The organism is Herbaspirillum lusitanum, from assembly GCF_046025995.1.
Taxonomy (GTDB): Bacteria; Pseudomonadota; Gammaproteobacteria; order Burkholderiales; family Burkholderiaceae_D; genus Herbaspirillum; species Herbaspirillum lusitanum_A.
The window spans coordinates 252562-276806 of record NZ_JAQQFM010000002.1; the positions used below are offsets into that span (position 1 = coordinate 252562).

Annotated in this window: 21 protein-coding genes; 18 read left to right on the plus strand and 3 right to left on the minus strand. The window is 58.7% G+C overall.

Going from position 1 to position 24245, the window contains the following annotated elements; translation table 11 throughout:
• Positions 1-33 precede the first annotated feature (33 nt).
• The 3 genes from PQR62_RS04180 to PQR62_RS04190 all read right to left on the minus strand — a co-directional run bounded on the left by PQR62_RS04180 (position 34) and on the right by PQR62_RS04190 (position 2719).
• Positions 34-606 carry a hypothetical protein gene (locus PQR62_RS04180; RefSeq protein WP_408155119.1) on the minus strand — a complete coding sequence of 191 codons (573 nt, stop codon included), beginning with the start codon at positions 604-606 and terminating at the stop codon, positions 34-36.
• Positions 607-664: 58 nt separating this feature from the next.
• Positions 665-1657: an HpcH/HpaI aldolase/citrate lyase family protein gene (locus PQR62_RS04185; protein WP_408155121.1), complete on the minus strand. Its 993-nt coding sequence runs from the start codon at positions 1655-1657 to the stop codon at positions 665-667.
• Between the two features lie 72 nt (positions 1658-1729).
• Positions 1730-2719 carry a malate dehydrogenase gene (locus tag PQR62_RS04190; protein ID WP_050477250.1) on the minus strand — a complete coding sequence of 330 codons (990 nt, stop codon included), beginning with the start codon at positions 2717-2719 and terminating at the stop codon, positions 1730-1732.
• Positions 2720-3242: 523 nt separating this feature from the next.
• Here PQR62_RS04190 and PQR62_RS04195 point away from each other — a divergent pair.
• The 18 genes from PQR62_RS04195 (at position 3243) to PQR62_RS04280 (ending at position 24093) form a co-directional block, all read left to right on the plus strand.
• Positions 3243-4028, plus strand: a complete 786-nt coding sequence (locus tag PQR62_RS04195; RefSeq protein WP_408155123.1) for a GntR family transcriptional regulator — start codon at positions 3243-3245, stop codon at positions 4026-4028.
• 166 nt (positions 4029-4194) lie between these two features.
• On the plus strand, positions 4195-4605 hold the full coding sequence (gene sdhC, locus PQR62_RS04200; protein ID WP_408155125.1) for a succinate dehydrogenase, cytochrome b556 subunit: 411 nt from the start codon (positions 4195-4197) through the stop codon (positions 4603-4605).
• 3 nt (positions 4606-4608) lie between these two features.
• Positions 4609-4974: a succinate dehydrogenase, hydrophobic membrane anchor protein gene (sdhD, locus tag PQR62_RS04205; protein WP_408155127.1), complete on the plus strand. Its 366-nt coding sequence runs from the start codon at positions 4609-4611 to the stop codon at positions 4972-4974.
• 2 nt (positions 4975-4976) lie between these two features.
• Positions 4977-6755: a succinate dehydrogenase flavoprotein subunit gene (sdhA, locus tag PQR62_RS04210; protein ID WP_408155129.1), complete on the plus strand. Its 1779-nt coding sequence runs from the start codon at positions 4977-4979 to the stop codon at positions 6753-6755.
• A gap of 11 nt (positions 6756-6766) precedes the next feature.
• Positions 6767-7477, plus strand: a complete 711-nt coding sequence (locus PQR62_RS04215) for a succinate dehydrogenase iron-sulfur subunit (RefSeq protein ID WP_408155131.1) — start codon at positions 6767-6769, stop codon at positions 7475-7477.
• 128 nt (positions 7478-7605) lie between these two features.
• Positions 7606-7875, plus strand: coding sequence for an FAD assembly factor SdhE (locus tag PQR62_RS04220; protein WP_408155726.1), 270 nt, complete (start codon positions 7606-7608; stop codon positions 7873-7875).
• 139 nt (positions 7876-8014) lie between these two features.
• On the plus strand, positions 8015-9319 hold the full coding sequence (gltA, locus tag PQR62_RS04225) for a citrate synthase (RefSeq protein ID WP_408155133.1): 1305 nt from the start codon (positions 8015-8017) through the stop codon (positions 9317-9319).
• Between the two features lie 396 nt (positions 9320-9715).
• The gene (locus PQR62_RS04230; protein WP_408155135.1) at positions 9716-12580 is read left to right on the plus strand and encodes a 2-oxoglutarate dehydrogenase E1 component; all 2865 of its coding nucleotides are present in this window, start codon (positions 9716-9718) and stop codon (positions 12578-12580) included.
• Between the two features lie 80 nt (positions 12581-12660).
• A complete protein-coding gene (gene odhB / locus PQR62_RS04235; protein WP_408155137.1) occupies positions 12661-13917 on the plus strand; it encodes a 2-oxoglutarate dehydrogenase complex dihydrolipoyllysine-residue succinyltransferase in 1257 nt (418 codons plus the stop codon).
• Positions 13918-14132: 215 nt separating this feature from the next.
• Positions 14133-15560 carry a dihydrolipoyl dehydrogenase gene (gene lpdA / locus PQR62_RS04240; RefSeq protein ID WP_408155139.1) on the plus strand — a complete coding sequence of 476 codons (1428 nt, stop codon included), beginning with the start codon at positions 14133-14135 and terminating at the stop codon, positions 15558-15560.
• 179 nt (positions 15561-15739) lie between these two features.
• Positions 15740-16837: a cell division protein ZapE gene (zapE, locus tag PQR62_RS04245; RefSeq protein ID WP_408155141.1), complete on the plus strand. Its 1098-nt coding sequence runs from the start codon at positions 15740-15742 to the stop codon at positions 16835-16837.
• An 8-nt stretch (positions 16838-16845) separates the two neighbouring features.
• Positions 16846-17748, plus strand: coding sequence for a hypothetical protein (locus tag PQR62_RS04250; protein WP_408155143.1), 903 nt, complete (start codon positions 16846-16848; stop codon positions 17746-17748).
• 254 nt (positions 17749-18002) lie between these two features.
• Complete coding sequence (locus PQR62_RS04255) at positions 18003-18209, plus strand: YdcH family protein (RefSeq protein ID WP_408155145.1); 207 nt, start codon at positions 18003-18005, stop codon at positions 18207-18209.
• A gap of 357 nt (positions 18210-18566) precedes the next feature.
• The gene (gene yoaA / locus PQR62_RS04260) at positions 18567-20702 is read left to right on the plus strand and encodes a DNA repair helicase YoaA (RefSeq protein WP_408155147.1); all 2136 of its coding nucleotides are present in this window, start codon (positions 18567-18569) and stop codon (positions 20700-20702) included.
• 107 nt (positions 20703-20809) lie between these two features.
• On the plus strand, positions 20810-21760 hold the full coding sequence (locus PQR62_RS04265) for a flagellar brake protein (protein WP_408155149.1): 951 nt from the start codon (positions 20810-20812) through the stop codon (positions 21758-21760).
• Between the two features lie 142 nt (positions 21761-21902).
• Complete coding sequence (locus PQR62_RS04270; RefSeq protein WP_408155151.1) at positions 21903-22295, plus strand: hypothetical protein; 393 nt, start codon at positions 21903-21905, stop codon at positions 22293-22295.
• A gap of 104 nt (positions 22296-22399) precedes the next feature.
• Positions 22400-23137: a 5'/3'-nucleotidase SurE gene (gene surE / locus PQR62_RS04275; RefSeq protein ID WP_408155153.1), complete on the plus strand. Its 738-nt coding sequence runs from the start codon at positions 22400-22402 to the stop codon at positions 23135-23137.
• Positions 23134-24093 carry a protein-L-isoaspartate(D-aspartate) O-methyltransferase gene (locus tag PQR62_RS04280; protein ID WP_408155155.1) on the plus strand — a complete coding sequence of 320 codons (960 nt, stop codon included), beginning with the start codon at positions 23134-23136 and terminating at the stop codon, positions 24091-24093. The genes surE and PQR62_RS04280 overlap by 4 nt, the downstream gene beginning before the upstream one ends.
• Positions 24094-24245 lie beyond the last annotated feature (152 nt).

Sequence of the window (24245 nt, forward strand, 5' to 3'; positions counted from 1 at the left end):
TTGCAAACGGTTCAGTCGATGGCTGTTGCCGGCTCAGCTCTTGGGCGCTGCCGCCACAGCCACGGGGGCTGCAGCTGCTGCCTGCTGGTCGGCGTTCTTGCATTCATTGGCCAACTGCTGACCCTTTTTCGAGTCGAGCAGAATGCCCTTGGCCGGGATGCCGATCCAGACCAGGCCCATCTTGCGATTTTCAAAACGGTTGGCGCCGGTCGTGGTTGAGACGCGGGTCAGGCGATGAATACGCTTGTTCCAGCGAATGGCGATGTGCTTGTCATCGTCGTCGTTCTTCCAGATGGTCAGTTTCTGGCTCAGTTCGCAATTGAAGTCCGCCGACTTGGTGCCGCCCAGTTCCGGTTCGCTTTCGTCATCTTCAGCTTCGGACGAGAAGGGCATCTTGGCGGCGGCCGGTGCAGCGGCCGCGGCGGCAGCTGCGCCTGCCTTGGCTTTGGTGCCGGACTTCTTCTTGACGGGGGCCTTCTTCTTGGCCGTGGTCGTCTTCGTCTTGGTGGTGTCGCTGGTCTGGCTAGTCTGCGCGACGGCGGAATGGATGCCGGCGGCTGCAAACAGGGCGCTCAGAAGGGCAACGGCGGTCAGGTATTTTTTCATGTAACTGCTAACTCTTTTCGGAATGAATGATTGCTTTGATACTGTCGAAGGGCCGCTTTCACTGCTGCCCGGCCGCAGCCGGAAACAGGCTGGCCGCATCCGGCGCCAGACGCACGCCGGCGGCGTGTGCCCGTTGCAGGATGGACCAGTAATAGCGGTAACTTGCCCGGTCGTGCAGATTCCCTTGATGCTGAATCGGACCCCATTGCACTGCCTGAGCCTTGAGCAAAATGTGTGCCGCTTCATCGGCTTCCTCGACGGAAGGCGACATGGCTTGCACGATCGGTCTGATCTGATCCGGATGAATGCTCCACATCCGGGTGTAGCCGAATTCTGATGCCGCGCGTCGCGCATCGGCGCTGACGGTGGCGGGATTCTTGATGTCGGTGGTCACGTTATGCGATGGCACCTTGCCGTGCGCATGGCAGGCGGCGGTAATTTCCAGCTTGGCGCGGCGCACCAGCGGATGGTCGAATTGTCCTGGCGAGCGCATCGCCGCGCTCGGAATCGCACCGTAATGTGCGGAAACGAAATCCATCACGCCAAAAGAGAGCGATTCCACCTGCGGCAACGCCGCGATCTTGTGCGCGTCGGCCAGTGCTCCATGGGTCTCGATCAGGACATGCAGCGGCAGCGCATCGCGCCCGGCCGGCTGTGCCTTGCGATTGATCGCATCCAGCGCGCGCAGCACATCGTCCACGCTCTCCGGCTTGGGCAGCATGACAAAGGCCAGCGCTTGCGCGGCGGTGGAGCAGATGATGGAAACGTCTTGCTCGAAGTGGCGGCTGCCGACGTCGTGAACGCGGGCGCCGATGCGGCGGTGTCGGTTTTCCGGACCGGCGATGAGCGACGCGACCAGTTGCGCGTGAGCGGCTTCATTGCCGGCGCTGGCGCCGTCTTCGCAATCGAGCGTGATATCGAAAATAGGGCCGAGTTCCTGTTGCAGGGCGATCGACTTGCGCATCAGTTTTTCTGATCCGGCGTAATGATCGCAAACCGGAAGCGATACCGGTTGCTGCTGACCTGGGAACAAGACCTGGGAGGGATGCATTGCTGCTGATTGAATTCGTTAGGTATTCGAAATGGCGCGGCGGCGGACATCCGCACGCCGCGCACTGATCAATTAGCCGACCAGATGTTTGACGCCTTCGCGCTCTTCGGACAATTCCTTGAGCGTGATGTTGATGCGTTCTTGCGAGAACTCATCGATTTCCAGACCTTGAACGATCTTGTATTCGCCGTTCTCGGTAGTCACCGGGAAGCCGAACATGGTGCCTTCAGGAATGCCGTAGGAACCGTCGGATGGCACACCCATGGTGGTCCACTTGCCGTTGGTGCCGAGGATCCAGTCATGCACGTGATCGATCGCTGCGTTGGCTGCCGAGGCTGCCGAGGACAGCCCGCGCGCTTCGATGATCGCTGCGCCGCGCTTGCCCACTGTGGGCAGGAAGGTGTCCTTGTTCCAGACCTGATCGTTGATCAGATCCTTGACTGCCTTGCCGTCTGCGGTAGCGAAACGATAGTCGGCGTACATGGTTGGCGAGTGGTTGCCCCAGACGCACAGCTTCTCGATGGCCGACACTGGTTGGCCGATCTTGGCTGCAACTTGCGACAGCGCGCGGTTGTGGTCCAGGCGCAGCATGGCGGTGAAATTCTTGGCTGGCAGGTTAGGTGCCGACTTCATGGCGATGTAAGCGTTGGTGTTGGCTGGGTTGCCGACCACCAGTACTTTGACGTCGCGCGAAGCGACTGCATCCAGTGCCTTGCCTTGCACGGTGAAGATTTGTGCGTTCGCTTCCAGCAGATCCTTGCGTTCCATGCCTGGGCCGCGCGGACGTGCGCCGACCAGCAGAGCGATGTCGGCATCCTTGAATGCGGTCATCGGATCGCTGTGTGCAGTCACGCCAGCCAGCAGCGGGAATGCACAGTCGTCAATTTCCATGATCACGCCCTTGAGCGCCTTCTGGGCCTTTTCATCAGGGATTTCCAGCAGTTGCAGAATGACCGGCTGGTCTTTGCCGAGCAGATCGCCGTTGGCGATGCGGAACAGCAGGGAATAACCGATTTGACCGGCGGCGCCGGTGACGGCGACACGCTTGGGGGCTTTAGCCATGTTGAATCTCCAAAGAGGTGATGAAAAAAAGCATTCCGGACTGCATTGAAGTTTCCGTTGCGGTCACGTCGCGCATTGCGCGGCAAGGCCGTCTGCGGTTGCTTCTTGTTTGCGCAAAATGCGCGACTTCCTCGTATTCTTATTAGACCGCCATCATACCGTTGAAAACGCGGCGAGTCAGTTGCTTTCGCCTCTTGCGCGTCTCTTCGATTTTCCGATGTGGCTTAATATATGTAAGAGCAGGGCTGCCGATTTCTTACATATGAATTCACGCTGGCTTGCGCAAAATGCGAATGAATCTCAATTACTTTTTCGCCGCATTTTGCGGTGGCGCCGATTTCATGCAATAGTCATCAAGGCGGCGCCGGCTGGCTGCGCGTTACGCGCATTACTGCAAAATCTGCTCGCGAGTTTAGGCTTGCATGCGCAGCCTGTCAATGGCTATCTTATATCTTATATAAGACATCTTATTTAATAGTTTGTGCTGGACGTCGGGGAAGGTTTTGTGGTGAAATCTCGGCCTATGAGCAACGTTCAGCCCAATTCGAATTCCAGTGACGCGCAAGGCGTGGGCTCTACTGTTGTCAGCGCAGCGCCGACTTTCAGTCCGCTATATCAGCAAATCAAGGCGCTGATCACTCAGCGTCTGGAGTCGGGTGAGTGGAAGCCGGGCGAGCTGATCCCCAGCGAGGTGGAGCTCGGCAATCGCTTCAAGGTCAGTCAGGGCACGGTGCGCAAAGCCATCGATGAACTGGCTGCAGAAAATCTGGTGGTGCGGCGGCAAGGTAAAGGCACCTTCGTCGCCACGCATCACGAAACTCAGGCGCAGTTCCGCTTCCTTCGGCTGATGGCCGACAGCGACGAGCCGCAGCGTCCTGAGAACAAAATCATCGAAACCAAGCGCATGCGCGCGCCGGCCGAAGTGGCGCGGCAACTGGATATCAAATCCGGCGACTCGGTGATTTTCATCAAGCGGGTAAAATCTTTCAACAGCGTTCCGACCATCCTAGAAGAAATCTGGTTGCCGGGCCTTATCTTTAAGGGCCTGACCGCGGAGCGCCTGATGGAATACAAAGGGCCGCTGTACGGTCTCTTTGAATCGGAGTTCGGGACACGCATGATTCGCGCTGAAGAGCAGATTCGTGCCGTGGGGGCGGATCCGGAGTCTGCGAAATTACTGGGCGTTCCGCCCCAAACGCCATTGTTGAGTGTGGATCGCGCTTCCTTTACCTATGGCGACAAGCCGGTGGAAATGCGGCGCGGTTTGTATTTGACGATGAATTATCACTACCAGAGCGAGCTTAGCTGACTGTGCCTTTTGCGGTGCTTGGAGTGCGGATGTTGCTCGTATTCAAGTGCGCCGGAAGGGGCTGTGCGGGGATGCACCGGTTTGCTGCGCAGCAGAATAATTGTTGGTGATGATTTGTAAAATCGGCGAAAATTGCAAGATTGTTTTAATCTGAGGAGAACCTTGTATGTCTGAAGCCGCTAAACCACAACGGCCGCAATTTCGTAACATACACCTTACCCAAATTGCTGGTTACCGTATGCCGCTGGCTGCGCTGGTCTCGATCATGCACCGCATCAGCGGGCTGTTCCTGTTCCTGATGCTGCCGTTCATCCTGTATCTGCTGGATAACAGCCTGCTATCCGAAGGCACCTTCGAATATCTCAAGGGCTTTGCTTCCAACTGGTTCGTCAAGCTGATCATTCTGGCTCTGTCCTGGGCCTATCTCCACCACTTCTGCGCCGGCATTCGCCATCTGATCATGGACAACCACATCGGTCTGGACAAGGACAGCGCGCGCAAGTCGTCGACCGGCGTTCTGGTCGTCAGCATCACGCTGATGATCGTGGTTGCATTGAAACTGTTCGGAGCATTCTAAAAAATGGCAAACAACAATATCGGATCGAAGCGCCTGGTCGTCGGCGCGCATTACGGCCTGCGTGACTGGCTGGCGCAACGCGCCACCGCGGTTGTGATGGCGGTGTACACGGTGATTCTGCTGGTGTGCTTCCTGACCTCGACGCATTTCAGCTATGAAGGCTGGGCGGCGCTGCTGTCGCATCAATGGTTCAAGATCGCCACCTTCGTTGCATTCATGGCGCTGTTCTATCACGCCTGGATCGGCGTGCGCGACATCTGGATGGACTACGTCAAACCGGTCGCACTGCGTCTGGTCTTGCAAGTTGCCACTATTCTGTGGCTGATCGGTTGCGCCGGATGGGCGGCGCAGATTTTGTGGAGAATGTAATCGTGGCTGCTATCAAATCCACAATCACTACCCGTCGCTTTGACGCGGTCATCGTCGGCGCCGGCGGTTCCGGCATGCGTGCTTCGTTGCAACTGGCTGAGGCCGGTCTGAACGTGGCAGTTCTGTCCAAGGTTTTCCCGACCCGCTCGCACACGGTCGCCGCTCAGGGCGGTATCGGCGCTTCGCTGGGCAATATGTCGGAAGACAACTGGTACTGGCACATGTTCGACACCGTCAAGGGTTCGGACTATCTGGGCGACCAGGATGCCATCGAATTCATGTGCCGCGAAGCACCGAAGGCCGTCTACGAGCTGGAACACTTCGGCATGCCTTTCGACCGTAATCCGGACGGCACCATTTATCAGCGCCCGTTCGGCGGTCACACTGCGAATTTCGGTGAAAAGCCGGTGCAGCGTGCCTGTGCTGCAGCCGACCGTACCGGTCATGCACTGCTGCACACGCTGTATCAGCGCAACGTCCGCGCCAAGACTCACTTCTTCGTTGAATGGATGGCGATCGACATCATCCGCGACAACGAAGGCGATGTGATCGGCGTGGTGGCGCTGGAAATGGAAACCGGCGAAATCATGATGCTGCACGCGAAGACGACGCTGTTTGCTACCGGCGGCGCCGGTCGCATCTGGGCGGCTTCGACCAACGCCTTCATCAATACCGGCGATGGCATGGGCATGGCGGCACGCGCCGGCCTGCCACTGCAGGATATGGAGTTCTGGCAGTTCCACCCGACCGGCGTGGCTGGTGCAGGCGTGCTGATTACTGAAGGCGTGCGCGGCGAAGGCGGCATCCTGATCAACAGCAACGGTGAACGTTTCATGGAGCGCTATGCGCCGACGCTGAAGGATCTGGCGCCGCGCGACTTCGTGTCGCGTTCGATGGACCAGGAAATCAAGGAAGGCCGCGGCGTCGGTCAGCACAGGGATCACGTGCTGCTGGATCTGCGTCACATCGGCGCTGAAACCATTCAGAAGCGTCTGCCGTCGATTCTGGAAATCGCGCACAAGTTTGCCAACGTCGACGCCACCAAGGAACCGATTCCTGTCGTGCCGACCATTCACTATCAGATGGGCGGTATCCCGACCAACGTGTATGGTCAGGTGGTTGCGCCAAAGAATGGTTCGTACAAGGAAGTGGTGCAGGGCATGTACGCCATCGGCGAATGCGCCTGCGTATCGGTGCACGGCGCCAATCGTCTGGGCACCAACTCGCTGCTGGATCTGGTGGTGTTCGGTCGTGCCGCCGGCAATCACATCGTTGAAAGCCGTCTGCAGGATCGTAGCCACAAGCCGGTTCCGGCTGATGCAATCGATCGCGTGATGGAGCGTGTGGCACGTCTGGAAACCAGCACCGGTTCCGAGCGCGTGCAGGATGTCGCCAACGACATTCGCGCCACCATGCAAAAGTACTGCGGCGTGTTCCGTACCGATGCCTTGCTCAACGAAGGCGCCCAAAAGATCATGGAGCTGGACGAGCGCCGCAAGCATGTTTCGTTCAAGGACAAGTCCAAGGTGTTCAACACGGCGCGAGTCGAAGCGCTGGAACTGGGCAACCTGATCGAAACCGCCAAGGCCACCATCACATCGGCTGCCGCTCGCAAGGAATCCCGCGGCGCCCACGCGCACAGCGATTTCGAGCAGCGCGACGACGTGAACTGGCTCAAGCACACACTGTGGTTTTCCGAGGGGAATCGTCTCGACTACAAGCCGGTCAATCTGCAGCCGCTGACCGTTGAGACATTTAAACCTAAAGCACGTACTTTCTAAGAGGTCGCAACATGACTCGCACTCTGAAATTCAAAATCTACCGTTACGATCCGGACAAGGACGACAAGCCGTACATGCAGGATCTGACGGTTGAGCTGAAGCCGACCGACAAAATGTTGCTGGATGCCCTGCAACGCATCAAGTCCGATGTCGATGATTCGCTGGCGCTGCGCCGCTCCTGCCGTGAAGGCGTGTGCGGTTCCGACGCCATGAACATCAACGGCAAGAACGGTCTGGCCTGCACCACCAACCTGAATGAGCTGTCGGAGCCTATCGTTCTGAAGCCGCTGCCAGGTTTGCCGGTGATCCGCGATCTGATCGTGGACATGACCAACTTCTTCAAGCAATACGATTCGATCAAGCCTTACCTGATCAACGACAGCATTCCACCTGAAAAGGAACGTCTGCAGTCGCCTGAACAGCGCGAAGAGCTGGATGGCGTGTATGAGTGCATTCTGTGCGCCTGCTGCTCGACATCGTGCCCGTCGTTCTGGTGGAATCCGGACAAGTTCGTCGGTCCTGCCGGCCTGCTGCAGGCCTACCGCTTCATCGCCGACAGCCGCGATCAGGCGACCGGTCAGCGTCTGGATGAGCTGGAAGATCCGTATCGCTTGTTCCGTTGCCGTTCCATCATGAACTGCGTCGATGTCTGCCCCAAGGGATTGAACCCGAACAAGGCGATCGGCAAGATCAAGGAACTGATGGTTCGTCGCGCGGTGTAAGAACAGCTGTCAAGATGCTGTAAGGCGGAGACGGGATGATTCCCGTCTCCGCGCCGTCTGGTTGGCAGTAAAGACGGTGTTCAGGCGGGCCGGCGCGATCCGGTCATAGTATGGAAGTGAGTGCTTTAATGACTATCCGTCATCAGGAAGATCCGGCAAAAAGAGCGCGTCTGCGCTGGCGCGCGCGCCGTGGTTTGCTGGAGAACGATCTGATTCTGACCCGCTATCTCGACGAAAACGAAGAGAGAATGACGGACGATGAAGTGGACGCGTTTTCGCGTCTGATGGATCTGACGGACATCGATTTGATGGAGCTGCTGCTGGCTCGCAAGGAGCCCGATGCAGCAGTGGATTTGCCGCATGTACATGCGTTGCTGAAAAAATTGCGTAATGCCTGATCTGCCCGATCTCGCGCCCGGCCAAAAGCCGGGCAGATTTTGCTCAAAAGCGTTCCAGGCCCGGTAGTGCAGTGGCGCTACAGGAAACCGGTTCGCGGTCTTTGATTAACGGTTTCATCTCTCAGCAAAAGGAAAAGCTATGTCTAATACTGATATCAAAGCTACCCTGTCGTTCTCCGACGGGTCCTCATCCGTAGATTTTCCTGTCTACAAGGGCACCATCGGCCCGGACGTAATCGATATTCGCAAGTTGTACGGCGCCACCGGCAAATTCACTTATGACCCGGGCTTCATGTCGACTGCGGCATGTAATTCGTCGATCACCTACATCGACGGCGACAAGGGTGAGCTGCTGTACCGCGGTTACCCGATCGAGCAACTGGCGGTCAACTGCGACTTCCTGGAAACCTGCTACCTGTTGCTGCACGGCGAACTGCCGACTGCAACGCAGAAGGAAGAGTTCGTCGAAACCGTGACTCAGCACACCATGGTGCATGAGCAAATGAATTTCTTCTTCCGCGGCTTCCGCCGTGACGCTCACCCGATGGCTGTGCTGACCGGTTCGGTCGGTGCGCTGTCGGCGTTCTATCACGACTCGTTGGACATCAGCAATCCTAAGCACCGTGACGTTTCGGCGATCCGCATGATCGCCAAGCTGCCGACGCTGGTCGCCATGGCTTACAAGTACAACATCGGTCAGCCGTTCGTGTATCCGCGCAACGACCTGTCGTACAGCGCCAACTTCATGCGCATGATGTTTGCCAATCCATGCGAAGAGTACAAGGTCAACGACGTGCTGGTGCGCGCGCTGGATCGTATCCTGATCCTGCACGCAGACCACGAGCAGAACGCATCGACTTCGACCGTGCGTCTGGCCGGTTCTTCGGGCGCCAATCCGTTTGCGTGTATCGCAGCCGGTATCGCTTGCCTGTGGGGCCCTGCACACGGCGGCGCCAACGAAGCCGCACTGACCATGCTGGAAAGCATCGGTTCGGTCGACAAGATTCCTGAGTTCATCAAGCAAGTGAAGGACAAGAACTCCGGCGTCAAGCTGATGGGCTTCGGTCACCGCGTCTACAAGAACTACGATCCACGCGCCAAGCTGATGCGTGAAACCTGCTACGAAGTGCTCAATGAACTGGGTCTGCATGACGACCCATTGTTCAAGCTGGCCATGGAACTGGAAAAGATCGCGCTGGAAGACGACTATTTCGTATCGCGCAAGCTGTACCCGAACGTCGACTTCTACTCGGGTATCGTGCAGCGCGCGCTGGGCATCCCGACGTCGATGTTCACTTGCATCTTCGCGATGGCGCGCACCGTCGGCTGGATCGCGCAATGGAACGAAATGATTTCGGATCCGGAGCAAAAGATCGGCCGTCCACGTCAGTTGTTTGTCGGTTCGGCGCATCGCGACGTGACGCCTATCGACAAGCGCGGCTGATAGCCACTAAAGCACGAGCGTTTCATTTTTTAACCTGTCCAGATACCTTGGCTCCGAGCATCAGGCAAAGGCGGGCAGGGGAAAAAACAGCGCTGTCCAGGTAATAGAAGCGTGCCTGACAAGATAGACGAAACGGCCTGTGTCGGCGTTTTCAAGCCGATGTGGCAATAAGCTGCAATAGCAATAAATAAAAAAGCGAATCCTGAGGATTCGCTTTTTTATTGGAAAGAAGGATATATAATTCGGACAGCGCTGACTGGATGTATAGAAAAAATTCAGGTAGACAAGGTCCTTCCCCCACAACTTGATGTGCAATCCGCTAACCGGTCAGGCCGTGTCGCGGAAGGTTAAAGAGAACCCGCTAATCTCGCGAAACGCGAAGAAAGGTGAGCAAGCATGACGCAGCTCTACGAGCAGTACAACCTCAACTCCTACCTCTTCGGTGGGAACGCTCCGTACCTGGAAGAACTGTACGAAGCCTATCTCAATAATCCCGGATCCGTACCCGACAACTGGCGCGCCTATTTCGACGCGGTGCAGCATGTGCCTGCCACCGATGGTTCGAACCGCCCGGACGTCGCTCACGCGCCCGTCATCGCTTCGTTCGCCGAACGTGCAAAGCAAGGCCCGATCCGTACCGTAGTTGCTTCCGCCGACTCCGAAATGGGTCGCAAGCGTGTTGCTGCAACGCAATTGATCGCCGGCTATCGTGACCTCGGTTCGCGCTTTGCCAATCTGGACCCGCTGCAACGCCAGGAACGTCCAAGCATCCCTGAACTCGATCCAGCGTTTTACGGCTTCTCCGACGCCGACATGGATATCGTGTTCAATATCAACAATACCTACTTCGGCAGCGAGACCGCATCCCTGCGCGATCTGTTGAATTCCCTGCGCGATACCTACTGCCGTTCGATCGGCGCTGAATTCACCTACATCTCTGCGCCGGACGAAGTGCGCTGGATCCAGGAACGTCTGGAGCCAACCCGTGCCGTGCCGAACTTCTCGCCGGAAAAGAAAAAGCACATTCTGGATCGCCTGACGGCAGCTGAAGGTCTGGAACGTTACCTCCATACCAAGTATGTCGGCCAGAAGCGTTTCTCGCTGGAAGGCGGCGAAAGCTTCATCGCCTCGCTGGATGAAACCATCCAGCGCGCCGGCGAAAAGGGTGTGCAGGAAATCGTGATCGGCATGGCCCACCGCGGTCGTCTGAATGTGCTGGTCAACATCCTGGGCAAGACCCCTCAAGAATTGTTCTCCGAGTTCGAAGGCCATCACGCTGATGACCTGCCGGCCGGCGACGTCAAATATCACCAAGGTTTCTCGTCCGACATCAGCACCCCAGGCGGCCCGGTTCACCTGTCGCTGGCGTTCAATCCATCGCACCTGGAAATCGTCAACCCTGTGGTTGAAGGTTCGGTCAAGGCGCGTATGGAGCGTCGCGGCGACAAGGATGGCGCGCAAGTGTTGCCGATCCTGGTGCACGGCGATGCAGCTTTCGCCGGCCAGGGCGTTGTGATGGAAACCCTGAATCTGGCGCAGACTCGTGGTTACGGCACCGGCGGCACCGTGCACATCGTGATCAACAACCAGATCGGTTTCACCACATCCGACCCACGCGACTCCCGTTCGACGCTGTACTGCTCGGACGTGGTCAAGATGATCGAAGCGCCTGTACTGCACGTCAACGGCGATGATCCGGAAGCGGTGGTATTCGCGACCCAGATCGCTGTCGATTACCGCATGCAGTTCAAGAAAGACATCGTCGTCGACATCATCTGCTTCCGCAAGCTGGGTCACAACGAGCAAGACACGCCGGCGCTGACTCAGCCGCTGATGTACAAGAAGATTGCGCAACACCCGGGCACCCGCAAGCTGTACGCCGACAAGCTGTCTGCCCAAGGCACCATTCCTGCCGATGGCGGCGAAGTCATGGTCAAGGCCTTCCGCGATGCGATGGATGCCGGCAAGCACACCATCGATCCGGTGCTGACCAATTTCAAGAGCAAGTACGCCGTCGACTGGCTGCCGTTCCTGAACCGCAAGTGGACCGACGCTGCAGAAACCGCCGTGCCGCTGGCTGAGCTGAAGCGCCTGGGCGCCAAGATCACCACCATTCCTGAAGGCTTCAAGGCGCACGCGCTGGTTGAAAAGGTCATCAACGACCGCGCAGCCATGGCGCGTGGCGAGATGAATCTGGACTGGGGCATGGGCGAACATCTGGCCTATGCAACACTGGTGTCGTCGGGTTACGCAATCCGTCTGACCGGCCAGGATGCAGGTCGCGGTACCTTCGTTCACCGTCACGCCGTGCTGCACGATCAGAACCGCGAACGTTGGGATGCAGGTACTTACGTGCCGCTGCAAAACGTAGCCGAGGGTCAATCGCCATTCACGGTGATCGACTCGGTGCTGTCGGAAGAAGCGGTGCTGGGTTTTGAATACGGTTATTCGACTGCAGAGCCAAACACTCTGACCATCTGGGAAGCGCAGTTCGGCGACTTCGCCAACGGCGCTCAGGTTGTCATGGATCAGTTCATCAGCTCCGGCGAAGTGAAGTGGGGCCGTGCTTCCGGTCTGGTGCAGATGCTGCCGCACGGTTACGAAGGCCAGGGTCCTGAGCACTCGTCCGCGCGTCTCGAGCGTTATCTGCAACTGTGTGCAGACAACAACATGCAAGTGGTGCAGCCGACTACCGCTGCGCAGATTTTCCACCTGCTGCGTCGCCAGATGATCCGCCTGTTCCGCAAGCCGCTGATCATCCTGACGCCGAAGTCGCTGCTGCGTAACAAGGATGCCGGTTCGCCGCTGGCCGATCTGGCCAAGGGTTCGTTCCAGACCGTGATCCCCGAGCAGGACGACAAGATCGATCCAAAGAAGGTCAAGCGCATCGTCGCTTGCTCCGGCAAGGTGTACTACGATCTGGTCAACGCCCGTAAGGAACGTGCCCAGACCGATACCGCGATCATCCGTGTGGAGCAGCTGTATCCGTTCCCGCACAAGGCATTCGCCGCCGCCCTCAAGCAGTTCCCGAACTTCAATGAACTGGTGTGGACGCAGGATGAACCGCAAAACCAAGGTGCATGGCTGCAAATTCAGCACAACATCTTTGAAAACCTGAGCGAAGGTCAAAAGCTCGCCTATGCAGGCCGTCCGGCCAGCGCATCGCCTGCCGTCGGTTACTACGACAAGCACTATGCGCAGCAAAAGGCGTTGATCGAGACTGCATTTTCCAAGCTCAAGGGCTTTGTCCTGACCAAATAAACCCACATTGAAACGCTACGCGCTGCGAGGGCAGCGCGTAGCCGTTCGTTGAAACGAATAACCCGAATCGGAGAAGTTACATGGCACAAATCGAAGTAAAAGTCCCGCAATTGTCAGAATCCGTTGCTGAAGCAACTCTGCTGCAGTGGCACAAGAAGGTTGGCGAGCCCGTCACTCGTGACGAAAACATGATCGACATCGAGACCGACAAGGTTGTGCTCGAACTGCCGTCGCCAGCTGACGGCGTGATCACCCAGATCATCAAGTCGGATGGCGCTACTGTCGTCGCCGGCGAAGTCATCGCAATTCTGGATACTGAAGCCTCCGCACAAGTCAGCCCGCTGGAAGTCAAGCCGCTGCCAGTACCACAACCTGCTTTGAACGAACCGACACCTGCCGCTGCACCCGCATCGGCCACCAAGTCGGATGTCGCGATGCCTGCCGCAGCCAAGCTGCTGGCCGACAACAACATGAGCACCTCGCAAGTGACCGGCACCGGCAAAGATGGCCGCGTGACCAAGGGCGACGTGCTGGGCGCAGTCAGCGCACCGAAGGCAGCTGCACCAGCAGCGGCTCCCGCTGCTGCCAAACCGGCACTGCAACAAGTTGCTGCGCCGATCAAGGCAGGTCTGGAAAACCGTCCTGAAGAGCGCGTGCCGATGAGTCGTCTGCGCGCACGCGTGGCTGAGCGTCTGCTGCAATCGCAAGCAACCAACGCGATTCTGACCACGTTCAACGAAGTGAACATGCAACCTGTGCTGGACCTGCGCGCCAAGTACAAGGATCGCTTCGAAAAAGAACACGGCGTCAAGCTGGGCTTCATGTCCTTCTTCGTCAAGGCCGTGGTGCACGCACTGAAGAAATACCCGATCGTGAACGCCTCGGTTGACGGCAACGACATCGTCTACCACGGCTACTTCGACGTCGGCGTCGCCGTCGGTTCGCCGCGCGGTCTGGTGGTGCCTGTTCTGCGTGATGCAGATCAGCTGTCGATCGCCGACATCGAAAAGAAGATTGTCGAATTCGGTCAAAAGGCCAAGGACGGCAAGCTGTCGATCGAAGAAATGACCGGCGGCACCTTCACCGTGTCGAACGGCGGTACTTTCGGTTCGATGCTGTCGACCCCGATCATCAACCCGCCGCAATCGGCGATTCTGGGCATTCACGCCACCAAGGATCGCGCCGTGGTTGAAAACGGTCAGATCGTGGTGCGCCCGATGAACTACTTTGCACTGTCCTACGACCACCGCATCATCGACGGCCGTGAAGCCGTCCTGAGCCTGGTGGCGATCAAGGAAGCGCTGGAAGATCCGGCACGACTGCTGCTCGACTTGTAATGCATGCCAGGCAAGCTACTGCGCGACCCGATCTCGCCGCTGTGATGCTCGCCGTACAACCGTACGGCTGCGCTTCTCGCGACGACCTCGGGGCGCTCGCTACGCTTGCCTGCCATGCCACAAAGCCGGCTACGCGCTGAACGGCTTGTTTCGTTCAGCGCTTTTTTGTATCCGCGGAGTGTTTGTCCGCGACACACAAAGTTAGGAAAAAAAACATGAGCAAGAATTTTGACGTGGTCGTCATCGGCGGTGGTCCTGGCGGCTACATTGCGGCCATCCGTGCAGCACAACTGGGTTTCAGCACGGCGTGTATCGATGAGTGGAAGAATGAAAAGGGCGGTCCTGCTCCTGGCGGCACTTGCACCAACGTTGGTTGCATTCCATCCAAGGCGCTGCTGCAGTCGTCGGAGCACTATGAGCATGCCGGTCACGCATTCAAGGACCACGGCATCGATGTCAAGGGTCTGAGCCTGAACCTGCCGCAAATGCTGGGTCGCAAGAACACCGTGGTCAAGCAAAACAACGACGGCATCCTGTACCTGTTCAAGAAGAACAAGGTCACCTTTTTCCATGGTCGCGGTTCTTTCGTCAAGGGCGATGCCAACGGCTATGAAATCAAGGTGGCAGGCGCGACTGAAGAAAGCGTCACCGCCAAGCACATCATCGTTGCGACTGGTTCCAATGCACGCGCATTGCCGGGTGCTCCGTTCGATGAAGAACTGATCCTGTCGAACACAGGTGCACTGGCCATCACCGAAGTGCCGAAGAAGCTGGGCGTGATCGGCGCCGGCGTGATCGGCCTCGAAATGGGTTCGGTCTGGCGTCGTCTGGGCGCGGAAGTGACCGTGCTGGAAGCGCTGCCGACTTTCCTCGGCGCGGTTGACGAACAGATTGCCAAGGAAGCGCACAAGCTGCTGGTCAAGCAAGGCCTGGCGATCAACCTGGGCGTGAAGATCGGCGAAATCAAGGCCGGCAAGAAGGATGTCACCGTGGAATACGCGGACGACAAGGGCAATGCGCAAAAGGCCGTGTTCGACAAGCTGATCATCTCGATCGGCCGTACTCCGAACACCAACGGTCTGAATGCCGAAGGCGTTGGCCTGAAGCTGGACGAGCGCGGCTTCATCGCAGTCGACGGCGATTGCAAGACCAATCTGCCGAACGTGTGGGCGGTGGGTGACGTGGTGCGCGGCCCGATGCTGGCGCACAAGGCGGAAGAAGAAGGCGTTGCGGTGGCCGAGCGTATCGCCGGTCAGCATGGTCACGTCAACTTCAATACCATCCCTTGGGTGATCTACACTTCGCCGGAAATCTCCTGGGTCGGCAAGACCGAGCAGCAACTGAAGGCCGAAGGCATTGCTTACAAGGCCGGCACTTTCCCGTTCCTGGCGAACGGCCGCGCACGTGCGCTGGGCGATACCTCGGGCATGGTCAAGTTCCTGGCCGATGCCAAGACCGATGAAATCCTCGGCGTGCACATCGTCGGCCCAATGGCCTCGGAACTGATCTCCGAAGCCGTCGTGGCGATGGAGTTCCGCGCGTCGGCGGAAGACATCGCGCGTATCTGCCATGCTCACCCTTCGCTGTCGGAAGCGACCAAGGAAGCAGCGCTGGCAGTCGACAAGCGTGCACTGAACTTCTGATGATGTTCATTGGCGCAAGCCAATGCACATCCTTGGGATGAAGTGAAAATGGGTGAGCCTGGCTCGCCCATTTTTATTTTCCTGCCAGATCGTCGTTGATGGTCTGGCGCACCGACCGCCGGTGCCGCCTGCGAATGCGGTAAGATGGCGCCGGAAAAAACGGAATGAAAAACTGAATCATGAATGTCCGCGAGTTTTACGATCATGCGCTGGCCGAGCGCGGCTATACATCGGATGAAGCCCAGCAGCGCGCCATCGATAGGCTGCAGCGCGCCTATGAAGAATGGGTGGATTTCAAGGCGCAGCGCTCCAGCACCTTCAAGCGGCTGATCAATCGCCCTGATGTGCCGCGTGGCGTCTACATGTGGGGCGGCGTCGGGCGCGGCAAATCTTTCCTGATGGACAGCTTCTATTCCGTGGTACCGCTGGCGCGCAAGACGCGCCTGCACTTCCACGAATTCATGCGCGAGGTGCATCGCCAGCTGGACGAGCTCAAGGGCATCGCCAATCCGCTGGATGAAGTGGCCAAGCGTATCGCCAAGAAATACCGCCTGATCTGCTTCGACGAATTCCACGTGTCGGACATCGCCGACGCCATGATTTTGTACAACCTGCTGAAGGCGCTGTTCGATCACGGCGTTTCGTTCGTGATGACCTCCAACTACGAACCCGGCACGCTGTATCCGGATGGCCTGCATCGCGACCGCATGCTGCCGACCATCGCGCTGCTGAAGGAAAAGCTGGACGTGATGAACATCGACGCCGGCATCGACTATCGCAAGCGCGTGCTGGAGCAGGTCAAGATTTATCACACGCCGCTCAATGCAGAAACCGATGAAGCGCTGCGCCAGGCTTTTTCCGGCGTTGCCGAGACTGCCGACGAAGATCCGCGCGTGCACATCGAAGCGCGCGAAATCAAGGCCCTGCGCCGCGCCGGCAGCGCGATCTGGTTCGACTTTGCCACCTTGTGCGGCGGCCCGCGCTCGCAGAATGATTACCTGGAACTGGCAAGCCGCTTCCAGACCGTGATCCTGTCGGGCATTCCGCAGATGTCGGCCTCGATGTCGTCGGAAGCGCGCCGTTTCACCTGGCTGATCGATGTGTTCTACGATCACAAGGTCAAGCTGATCATGTCGGCCGCAGTGGCGCCGGACGAACTTTACACCGCAGGAACGTTGTCGAATGAATTTCACCGCACCGTTTCACGTATCATTGAAATGCAGTCGAAGGAGTATCTGGACTCCGATCGCCGCCTCGCCGCCGACAGGCTGGCCTGATGTTGAACATGGACAAGGTAGACATGGAAGGTCATTTTTCAAAACGCACGCGCCAGACTCTGGCGCAAGCGACATTGCAGCTGAGCGCAATGCTGGCTTGCGGATTGCCGCTGGCGGCGTCTGCGCAAATGCAGGCTCAAACTCCGGCTCAAACGCAAGGGCCGCTGAAGTCGCAAGCGGCTGCAGCAACAGCTACCGCATCCACCGCGAGCACCGCAATGCCGTCGCCCGCATGGGATGAAATCGCTGCGCGTGCGCCGCTCAACGAACGCTATCCGTCCGGCTCCATCCATACCGTCGAACAGGCCGATCGCGCGCTGATCGAAGCAGGGCAGGATCGCGGTGTGCTGGCCGATATCTATCTGGATGAGCAGCGCGCCTGCTACAAGAAATTCCTGGTCTCTTCCTGTCTGGAAGACGCCAAGTACCAGCATCGCGCGTCCGAGAAAAAGATCAAGCAGGTCGAAGTTGAAGCCAATGCCTACAAGCGTCAGGCCACGGTGGACGATCGCGATCGCGCGCTGGCCGATCAGCGCAAGAAGGATGAGGCCGATTCCGCCCAGCGCATACAGGAACAGAAGGACAAGGCCGCCAAGTCGGCGCGCACGTTGAAGGATAGCCAGGCCAAGCAGCAACAGGTGCAGCAGCGCAAGGATCAGCAAAAGGATGTGCCGGCCGATTACCGCGTGCGCGAGCAAGACGCGAAGATGAAGGCGCAGCAGGCCAAGGACGCAGCCGAAGCGCCTCAACGCGCGGCCAATGCCAAGGACTATCAGCAGCGCATCAAGGATGCTGAGCAGCACAAGCTGGACGTCGAAGCCAAGAAGGCCGAAAACGAACGCGAGCGCGCCGCCAAGCGTGAAAGCCAGGGACAGAAACCGGTCGACAGTAACGCGACGCCGGCAAAATAAGCGCCAAATAATCGTATCAACGTTTGCATCAGCGGCGCTGTCGTCCGGCAACATCGGACGACAGATTTGCTCCATGCAATCGCCGGCCGCCCGCCTTGCGGGCGGTTTTGCATTTGCGCCACAGCACATATGGCGATTGTTGCCACGCCCCGGGTGGATTAAACTGTCGCCTTGCAGCTTTGTCCGCCCAAAACTCCCGCCGGTGAGCCCCGGCCAAAGCGCGGATTTGCTTTCGGACATCATTCAGAGCCCATATGACCATCACGCATCGTGAAGATATTCAGCGCCGTATCATCGAACTGGAAGTGGAGCACCGAGACCTGGATAACGTGATTGAGATGCTCACCCGCGACGCCCGTCCCGAAGAATTGCAGCTGCGCCGCCTCAAGAAGCGCAAGCTGCAACTGAAAGATCATATTGCCTTGCTGAAAATGCAACTGGTGCCGGATATTCCGGCTTGAGTGCGGTCTTTGCAAAGCGTTTTCATTTTGGATGCCGTTGCCTGATGCCCGCTCATCAATAAGAAATCCGATTTGCCCCGTACGCCGTCGGCCCCAAAGCCTGGTCTGAAGGCTGATCCGCGCAAGACTGCCACGCGCTGCCGTGCACCCGCGTAAAATACGCATCTGGCGCCTTTTGCATGGCAGGCATCATTAACCGTCCGGCAGTAAGGCCGTACCTGAAGCGCCGGGTTCTTGGCGCAGTTGCTACCAGGCCGCGCTCAGCGCGCATGCCCTGGCACCGATGAGCCACAGGGCTCAGGCGTAGCCTCAGGATGCGCTCTCCCATCACCAATATTCAACCATAGGCATGCCGCAGTGAGTTCGATCGAAGATACCGTTGTAACCGAATCGCCAGGTATCCACGATGCCGAAATCGACCGCTTGTTCGGCGCCGGCGGCCCCTTGGGCGGCGCTGTCGGCAGCTATCGTCCGCGCCATTCACAGACCGAAATGGCCAAGGCCATCGCCGGCGCTATCGCGCGCCAGGGCACACTGATCGCCGAGGCCGGCACCGGTACCGGCAAGACCTTCGCCTATCTGGTGCCGGCCTTGCTGTGGGGCGGCAAGGTGATCGTATCGACCGGCACCAAGACGCTGCAGGATCAGCTCTACATGCGCGATATCCCGACCGTGCGCAAGGCGCTCAATGCGCCGGTCTCGATTGCCTTGCTCAAGGGCCGTTCGAATTACGTCTGCCACTTTCATCTGGAACGCACGCTGCAGAACGGTCGCCTGACCGCGCGCGAAGACGTCGGTTATCTGCGCGATATTTCGCGCTTCATGAAGACCACTTCCTCGGGCGACAAGGCCGAGCTCACGCAGGTGCCGGAAACCGCTTCGGTCTGGAATCTGGTGACCTCCACGCGCGACACCTGCTTCGGCGCCGAATGCCAGTATTACCAGGACTGCTTCGTCATGAAGGCGCGCAAGGAGGCCCAGCAGGCCGATGTGGTGGTGGTCAATCACCATCTGTTTTTTGCCGACGTGGCGCTCAAGGACAACGGTATCGCTGAATTGCTGCCCGCCGCCAATACCGTGATCTTCGATGAGGCGCATCAACTGCCGGAAACCGCCACGCTGTTCTTCGGCGAAACCGTATCGACTTCGCAAGTGCTGGAGTTGTGCCGCGATGTGCTGGCCGAAGGCTTGTCGCACGCGCGCGATGGCGCCGACTGGCCGCGCGTGGTGTCGCCGGTGGAACGCGCCGCACGCGATTTGCGTCTGGCCTTCCCTGAAGATTCGATACGGCTGGCCTTGAATCAGATTGCACCGTCCAGCGTGTTTTTCCCGGCCCTCGACACGCTCAAGGATTGCCTGGACGAGTTGCTGGCGGTGCTGGAAAAAAATGCCGAGCGCGCTGAGACGATAGAGCAATGCCGTACCCGGGCGATCGAATTGATGCGTCAGCTCGATAGCTGGAACGGTCCGCAGGATGTGAAGGTGACGAAGGCCGCCGATGCCAAACCGGCAAAGTCGGCAGCGAAAAAAGACAGCGACAAAAGCAGCGAAAAAAACGGTGACAAGAAGGACGGCGAAGAAAAGCAGACTTACGTGCTGTGGGTCGAAGCCTACGCGTCCTCGCTGCAATTGCATCGCACGCCTTTGTCGATCGCGCCCATCTTCAACAAGCAGCGCGAAGGTTCACCGCGCTCCTGGATTTTTACTTCAGCCACGCTGGCGGTGAAGAAGGATTTCAATCACTACGCGGCGCAGATGGGGTTGTGGAACGAGCCGGCGCAATCCTGGCCGAGTCCCTTCGACTACGAGCAGCAGGGCTTGCTGTACGTGCCGCAGAACCTGCCGCAACCGAACTCATTCGAGTACACCGACGCGGTGATCGACGCCGCCTTGCCGGCCATCGAATCGGCCGGCGGCCGCTGCTTCTTTCTGTGCACCACCTTGCGCGCGGTGCATCGCGCGGCCGAGCGTCTGCGTGCCGAGTTCGAGGCGCGCAAGCTGCCGTTTCCACTGTTCGTGCATGGCGAAGCAGGGCGCACCGAATTGCTGGATCGCTTCCGCGCTTCCGGCAACGGCGTGCTGATCGGCAGCCAGAGTTTCTGGGAAGGCGTGGACGTGCGCGGCGATGCCTTGTCCTTGGTGATCATCGACAAGCTGCCGTTTTCACCGCCGGACGATCCGGTGCTGGCGGCGCGCATCATCGAAATGGAAAAGCAGGGCCTGAACGGTTTCGTGCATCATCAGTTGCCCTCGGCCATCATCAATCTGAAGCAGGGTGCCGGGCGCCTGATCCGTGACGAAGGCGATCGCGGCGTGCTGATGCTGTGTGATCCGCGCCTGATTTCAAAAGGCTATGGCCGCCGGATCTGGCAAAGTCTGCCGCCGTTCAAGCGCACGCGCGAACTGTCGGTGGTGCAGGATTTCTTTCTGCGCCAGGCGGCCATCAAGAGCGCCGAGGCGAGCGCAGCGGTAACGCAGATCGGCGCGGCCTGATACAGGTCCTTGCACGACGGTCACCGATCACCGTCGAGAGAATAAAATTTGTCGTGTAAGACGAATCCGCCGCTGGCCTGGCTCAGCAGGCCTATAAGGGAAAAACAATGTCGAGTTCGACTTCACTGGTGCCGGTCCGCGCGACCGAATTGATATTGGGGAAACCCGCACCATGGCCGATCTATAACGATGCCGGCGAACTGTTGCTGGCGCGCGGCACCGTCATCGAAACGGCGGGTCAACTGGAAGGGCTGGTGCGTGACGGCTTGTACCGCAACAGCAACTGGGTCAGCGAGCCGGATACCGAATCCGTGCCGTTGCCGCAAGCACGCGACGTGCTGCAAAAACGCGCCGCCGCCGGCCGCCGGCATCTGAAACCATCGGGCGCGGTACGCGGCAGTGAAAGCGTGGTGGCCTTGCAGGATGTGCGCTGGCGCATCGGCGACACCTTGTGGCTGCAGATGAAGGAGGACGCCAATCTGCGCTACAGCGTCAATCTGATCGGCTGCCTGGCGGGCAAGAGTCTGCTGGTGAGCGCGCCGGTCAAGGATGGCAAATATGTCTTCATGCGCGAAGGGCAGTCCTTCGTGGTGCGCGCGCTGACAGGCAAGCGCGCCTATGCATTCAGCGCGCAATTGCTGAAGCATCAGCAGACGCCGTACGTCTACATGCATCTGACGTGCCCGAAGGAAGTGCGCAGCACCGTGATCCGCCAGGATACCCGGGTCGATGTCTCGCAGGAGGGGTATCTGGCCTTGGGCAGTGCCGAACCGCTGCCGGCCGTGTTGCTCGATCTCAGCATCAATGGCGCCTCGGTGCTGGCGCCGCCTTTGCCTGGCAAGCTGCAGGTGCAGAAAGGCGGCACCGGACAACTGCGTCTGGTGGCGCCGGTAGCCGATGAGAGTCTGCGCCTGGATCTGCCGTTCGTGCTGAGAACGGTGGAGGCCGACAGCGATCCGCAACTGCAGAAATACGGGATCGAATTCGCCGGACTGACAGCGCGTGATCGCCTGATCTTGTCGGCCTACATTTATCAGGCCATGAGCGAGCAAGAGTAGCGTGATGAGTGCATCGGGCGCTCAGATTTTTTAAGCAACGCCAGTAGAACAGTTGAGGCCCCTTGAAGTGCCTCAGGATTTCGCAACACATTTACGATTGACAGATTAATTCCGGTCTGACGCTTCCGCCGGATTGCATGCAATGACTATATTTCTTACCTTGTTGACTGTTGTACTGATTCTTTGGGCTGTGCCGCGCTCGCTGCTCAAGCAATGCGTGCCAAGCTGGGGCAAGCGTAAATATAGCCCGGCGTCGAGCTCCAGCCAGGAGCTGGAAGGCTTCTTCGGCGATCGGAGCAACTACGCCGATCAACCCATGGAAAAGCTGTTCGCGCGCATCGGTTGTCCGGCACAGCACGACGATTGGGATTGGGGGCGGCGGGTCTATTTATGGGAAAGTCCTGCAATGCGGGTGCGCGTGATCGAACGCGGCGGCAAGGTGATCTGCGCCCAGTTGCTGGATCCGGCTGGCGGTGAGCGTTTTGAGTCGCCCTTGCAGACCTTGTGGGGCAATCCCGATCCGGTCAACGTCTAGCCTGCGCCGGCCGCTTGCGTTTGCAATCAATTTTTCCTCTGCGCCAGTTTTGCCGGGGGGACTCCGGCTAAAATAGCGCTGGATTCCAGACTGGCTCGACTTACATGAAGATTTTGATCAGCAACGACGATGGTTATCTTGCGCCCGGCATCATTGCCCTGGCAGAAGTATTGGCGCCCATCGCCGATATCACCGTGGTTGCGCCCGACAGCAATCGTTCGGGCAGCTCCAATTCACTGACGCTGGATCGCCCCCTGTGGGTTGAGCAGGCCGCCAACGGTTTTTATTATCTGAACGGTACGCCTTCCGATTGCGTGCATGTGGCGCTGACCGGTTTGCTGAGCGAGCGTCCCGATCTGATCGTCTCCGGCATCAATCAGGGACAGAACATGGGCGATGACACCTTGTATTCGGGCACTGTTGCTGCCGCCACCGAAGGTTATCTGTTCGGTATTCCGGCGATCGCATTTTCTCAGCAGCACAAGGGATGGGCCGAACTGAAAGCTGCCGCCCGCATCGCACGCGAAGTGGTCGAACGCCAGTTCGACAGTCTGCCAAAGCCTTATCTGCTGAACGTCAATATTCCCAACCTGCCTTATGAGCAGATCAAGGGCTGCGTTGCCACGCGTCTGGGCAAGCGGCATACCTCGGAGCCGGTACACAAGCTGACCGATCCGCATGGCCGCGATCTGTATTGGATAGGCCCTGCCGGCGCCGCCCGTGATGCAGGCGAGGGCACCGATTTCCACGCGACGGCGCAAGGCTACGTGTCAATCACACCGCTGCAAATCGATCTGACTCACACCGCGCAGCTGGATAATCTGAAAAAGGCGCTGGCATGACCGGCAAGACCAGCCGCTTTCCGCTGACCTTGTCTTCCGTGGTGGACAAGAAAAAATCCGGCCCGAATGCACCCGCCAAGGCGCCCGTGAATGCGCGCGTCAGCGTGACCACGCAGACTGCCGCCCGCAACGTTGCCGTGCCGGTGACGCCCCAGCGCGATTCGCTCAAGCCGGTGCAACAGGGTTTGCTGAAGCAATCGATTCAGTCGCCGCAAACGCCCAATGCGCTGCTCAGTGCGACGGCTGCGCCGAAGACGGCGGTACGCAACGTGATGCCGGTAACGCAGACCAATTCGTCCAATCATGCTGCGCCGGGCGCTTCCGAAGCGGTGCGCAAGGCGATGGTGGCGCGCGTGGCCAAACAGGGCGTCAAGGACGCGCTGGTGCTGGCGGCCATGGAGGCCGTGCCGCGCCACATGTTCATGGAGCCCGGCTTGTCCAGCCAGGCTTACATCGACGCTTCCTTGCCCATCGGCCATCATCAGACGATTTCCCAGCCTTACATCGTGGCCCGCATGATTGAGTTGATGCGTGACAACAAGAACGGCGGCAGGCTGGAGCGGGTGCTGGAGATCGGCACCGGCTGCGGCTATCAGGCGGCGGTATTGTCGCGGGTGGCCAAGGAAGTCTATTCGATAGAGCGCATCAAGCCGCTGCATGAACTGGCCAAAACCAATTTACGGCCGCTGCGGATCGCGAACATCCGCTTGCATTACGGAGATGGTATGCTTGGCCTGCCTCAGGTGGCGCCATTCGACGGCATCATTCTGGCAGCTGCCGGACTCGAAGTGCCGCAGGCCTTGCTCGAACAACTGGCCATTGGCGGCCGGCTGGTAGCGCCGGTCGGTGGCCGCCAGCAAGTGCTGGAACTGATCGAGCGCGTCGGCAAATTCGAATGGACCAGTACCACCATGGAGCAGTGCCACTTTGTGCCGCTGCGGCCGGGAACGATATAAAACAGCAGGTGAAAAATAGTGAATAGCAGGGCAGATCACCGCAAGCGCACTGCTGCGATGTCTTACCTTGTGGGGAATGCGTGGGCTGGCCGGCGTATATCAAGTTGTTCTGCCGCCGACGGCCACGCAATCATGAATGATGGATAAATGAC

Coding starts and splice junctions, on each gene's coding strand:
- zapE (WP_408155141.1), top strand. CDS start 15,740: ATGAATGTCCGCGAGTTTTACGATCATGCGCTGGCCGAGCGCGGCTAT.
- surE (WP_408155153.1), top strand. CDS start 22,400: ATGAAGATTTTGATCAGCAACGACGATGGTTATCTTGCGCCCGGCATC.
- PQR62_RS04220 (WP_408155726.1), top strand. CDS start 7,606: ATGACTATCCGTCATCAGGAAGATCCGGCAAAAAGAGCGCGTCTGCGC.
- PQR62_RS04250 (WP_408155143.1), top strand. CDS start 16,846: ATGGACAAGGTAGACATGGAAGGTCATTTTTCAAAACGCACGCGCCAG.
- lpdA (WP_408155139.1), top strand. CDS start 14,133: ATGAGCAAGAATTTTGACGTGGTCGTCATCGGCGGTGGTCCTGGCGGC.
- PQR62_RS04270 (WP_408155151.1), top strand. CDS start 21,903: ATGACTATATTTCTTACCTTGTTGACTGTTGTACTGATTCTTTGGGCT.
- sdhD (WP_408155127.1), top strand. CDS start 4,609: ATGGCAAACAACAATATCGGATCGAAGCGCCTGGTCGTCGGCGCGCAT.
- PQR62_RS04230 (WP_408155135.1), top strand. CDS start 9,716: ATGACGCAGCTCTACGAGCAGTACAACCTCAACTCCTACCTCTTCGGT.
- PQR62_RS04280 (WP_408155155.1), top strand. CDS start 23,134: ATGACCGGCAAGACCAGCCGCTTTCCGCTGACCTTGTCTTCCGTGGTG.
- PQR62_RS04180 (WP_408155119.1), bottom strand. CDS start 606: ATGAAAAAATACCTGACCGCCGTTGCCCTTCTGAGCGCCCTGTTTGCA.
- PQR62_RS04185 (WP_408155121.1), bottom strand. CDS start 1,657: ATGCATCCCTCCCAGGTCTTGTTCCCAGGTCAGCAGCAACCGGTATCG.
- odhB (WP_408155137.1), top strand. CDS start 12,661: ATGGCACAAATCGAAGTAAAAGTCCCGCAATTGTCAGAATCCGTTGCT.
- gltA (WP_408155133.1), top strand. CDS start 8,015: ATGTCTAATACTGATATCAAAGCTACCCTGTCGTTCTCCGACGGGTCC.
- PQR62_RS04255 (WP_408155145.1), top strand. CDS start 18,003: ATGACCATCACGCATCGTGAAGATATTCAGCGCCGTATCATCGAACTG.
- PQR62_RS04265 (WP_408155149.1), top strand. CDS start 20,810: ATGTCGAGTTCGACTTCACTGGTGCCGGTCCGCGCGACCGAATTGATA.
- PQR62_RS04195 (WP_408155123.1), top strand. CDS start 3,243: ATGAGCAACGTTCAGCCCAATTCGAATTCCAGTGACGCGCAAGGCGTG.
- sdhC (WP_408155125.1), top strand. CDS start 4,195: ATGTCTGAAGCCGCTAAACCACAACGGCCGCAATTTCGTAACATACAC.
- PQR62_RS04190 (WP_050477250.1), bottom strand. CDS start 2,719: ATGGCTAAAGCCCCCAAGCGTGTCGCCGTCACCGGCGCCGCCGGTCAA.
- PQR62_RS04215 (WP_408155131.1), top strand. CDS start 6,767: ATGACTCGCACTCTGAAATTCAAAATCTACCGTTACGATCCGGACAAG.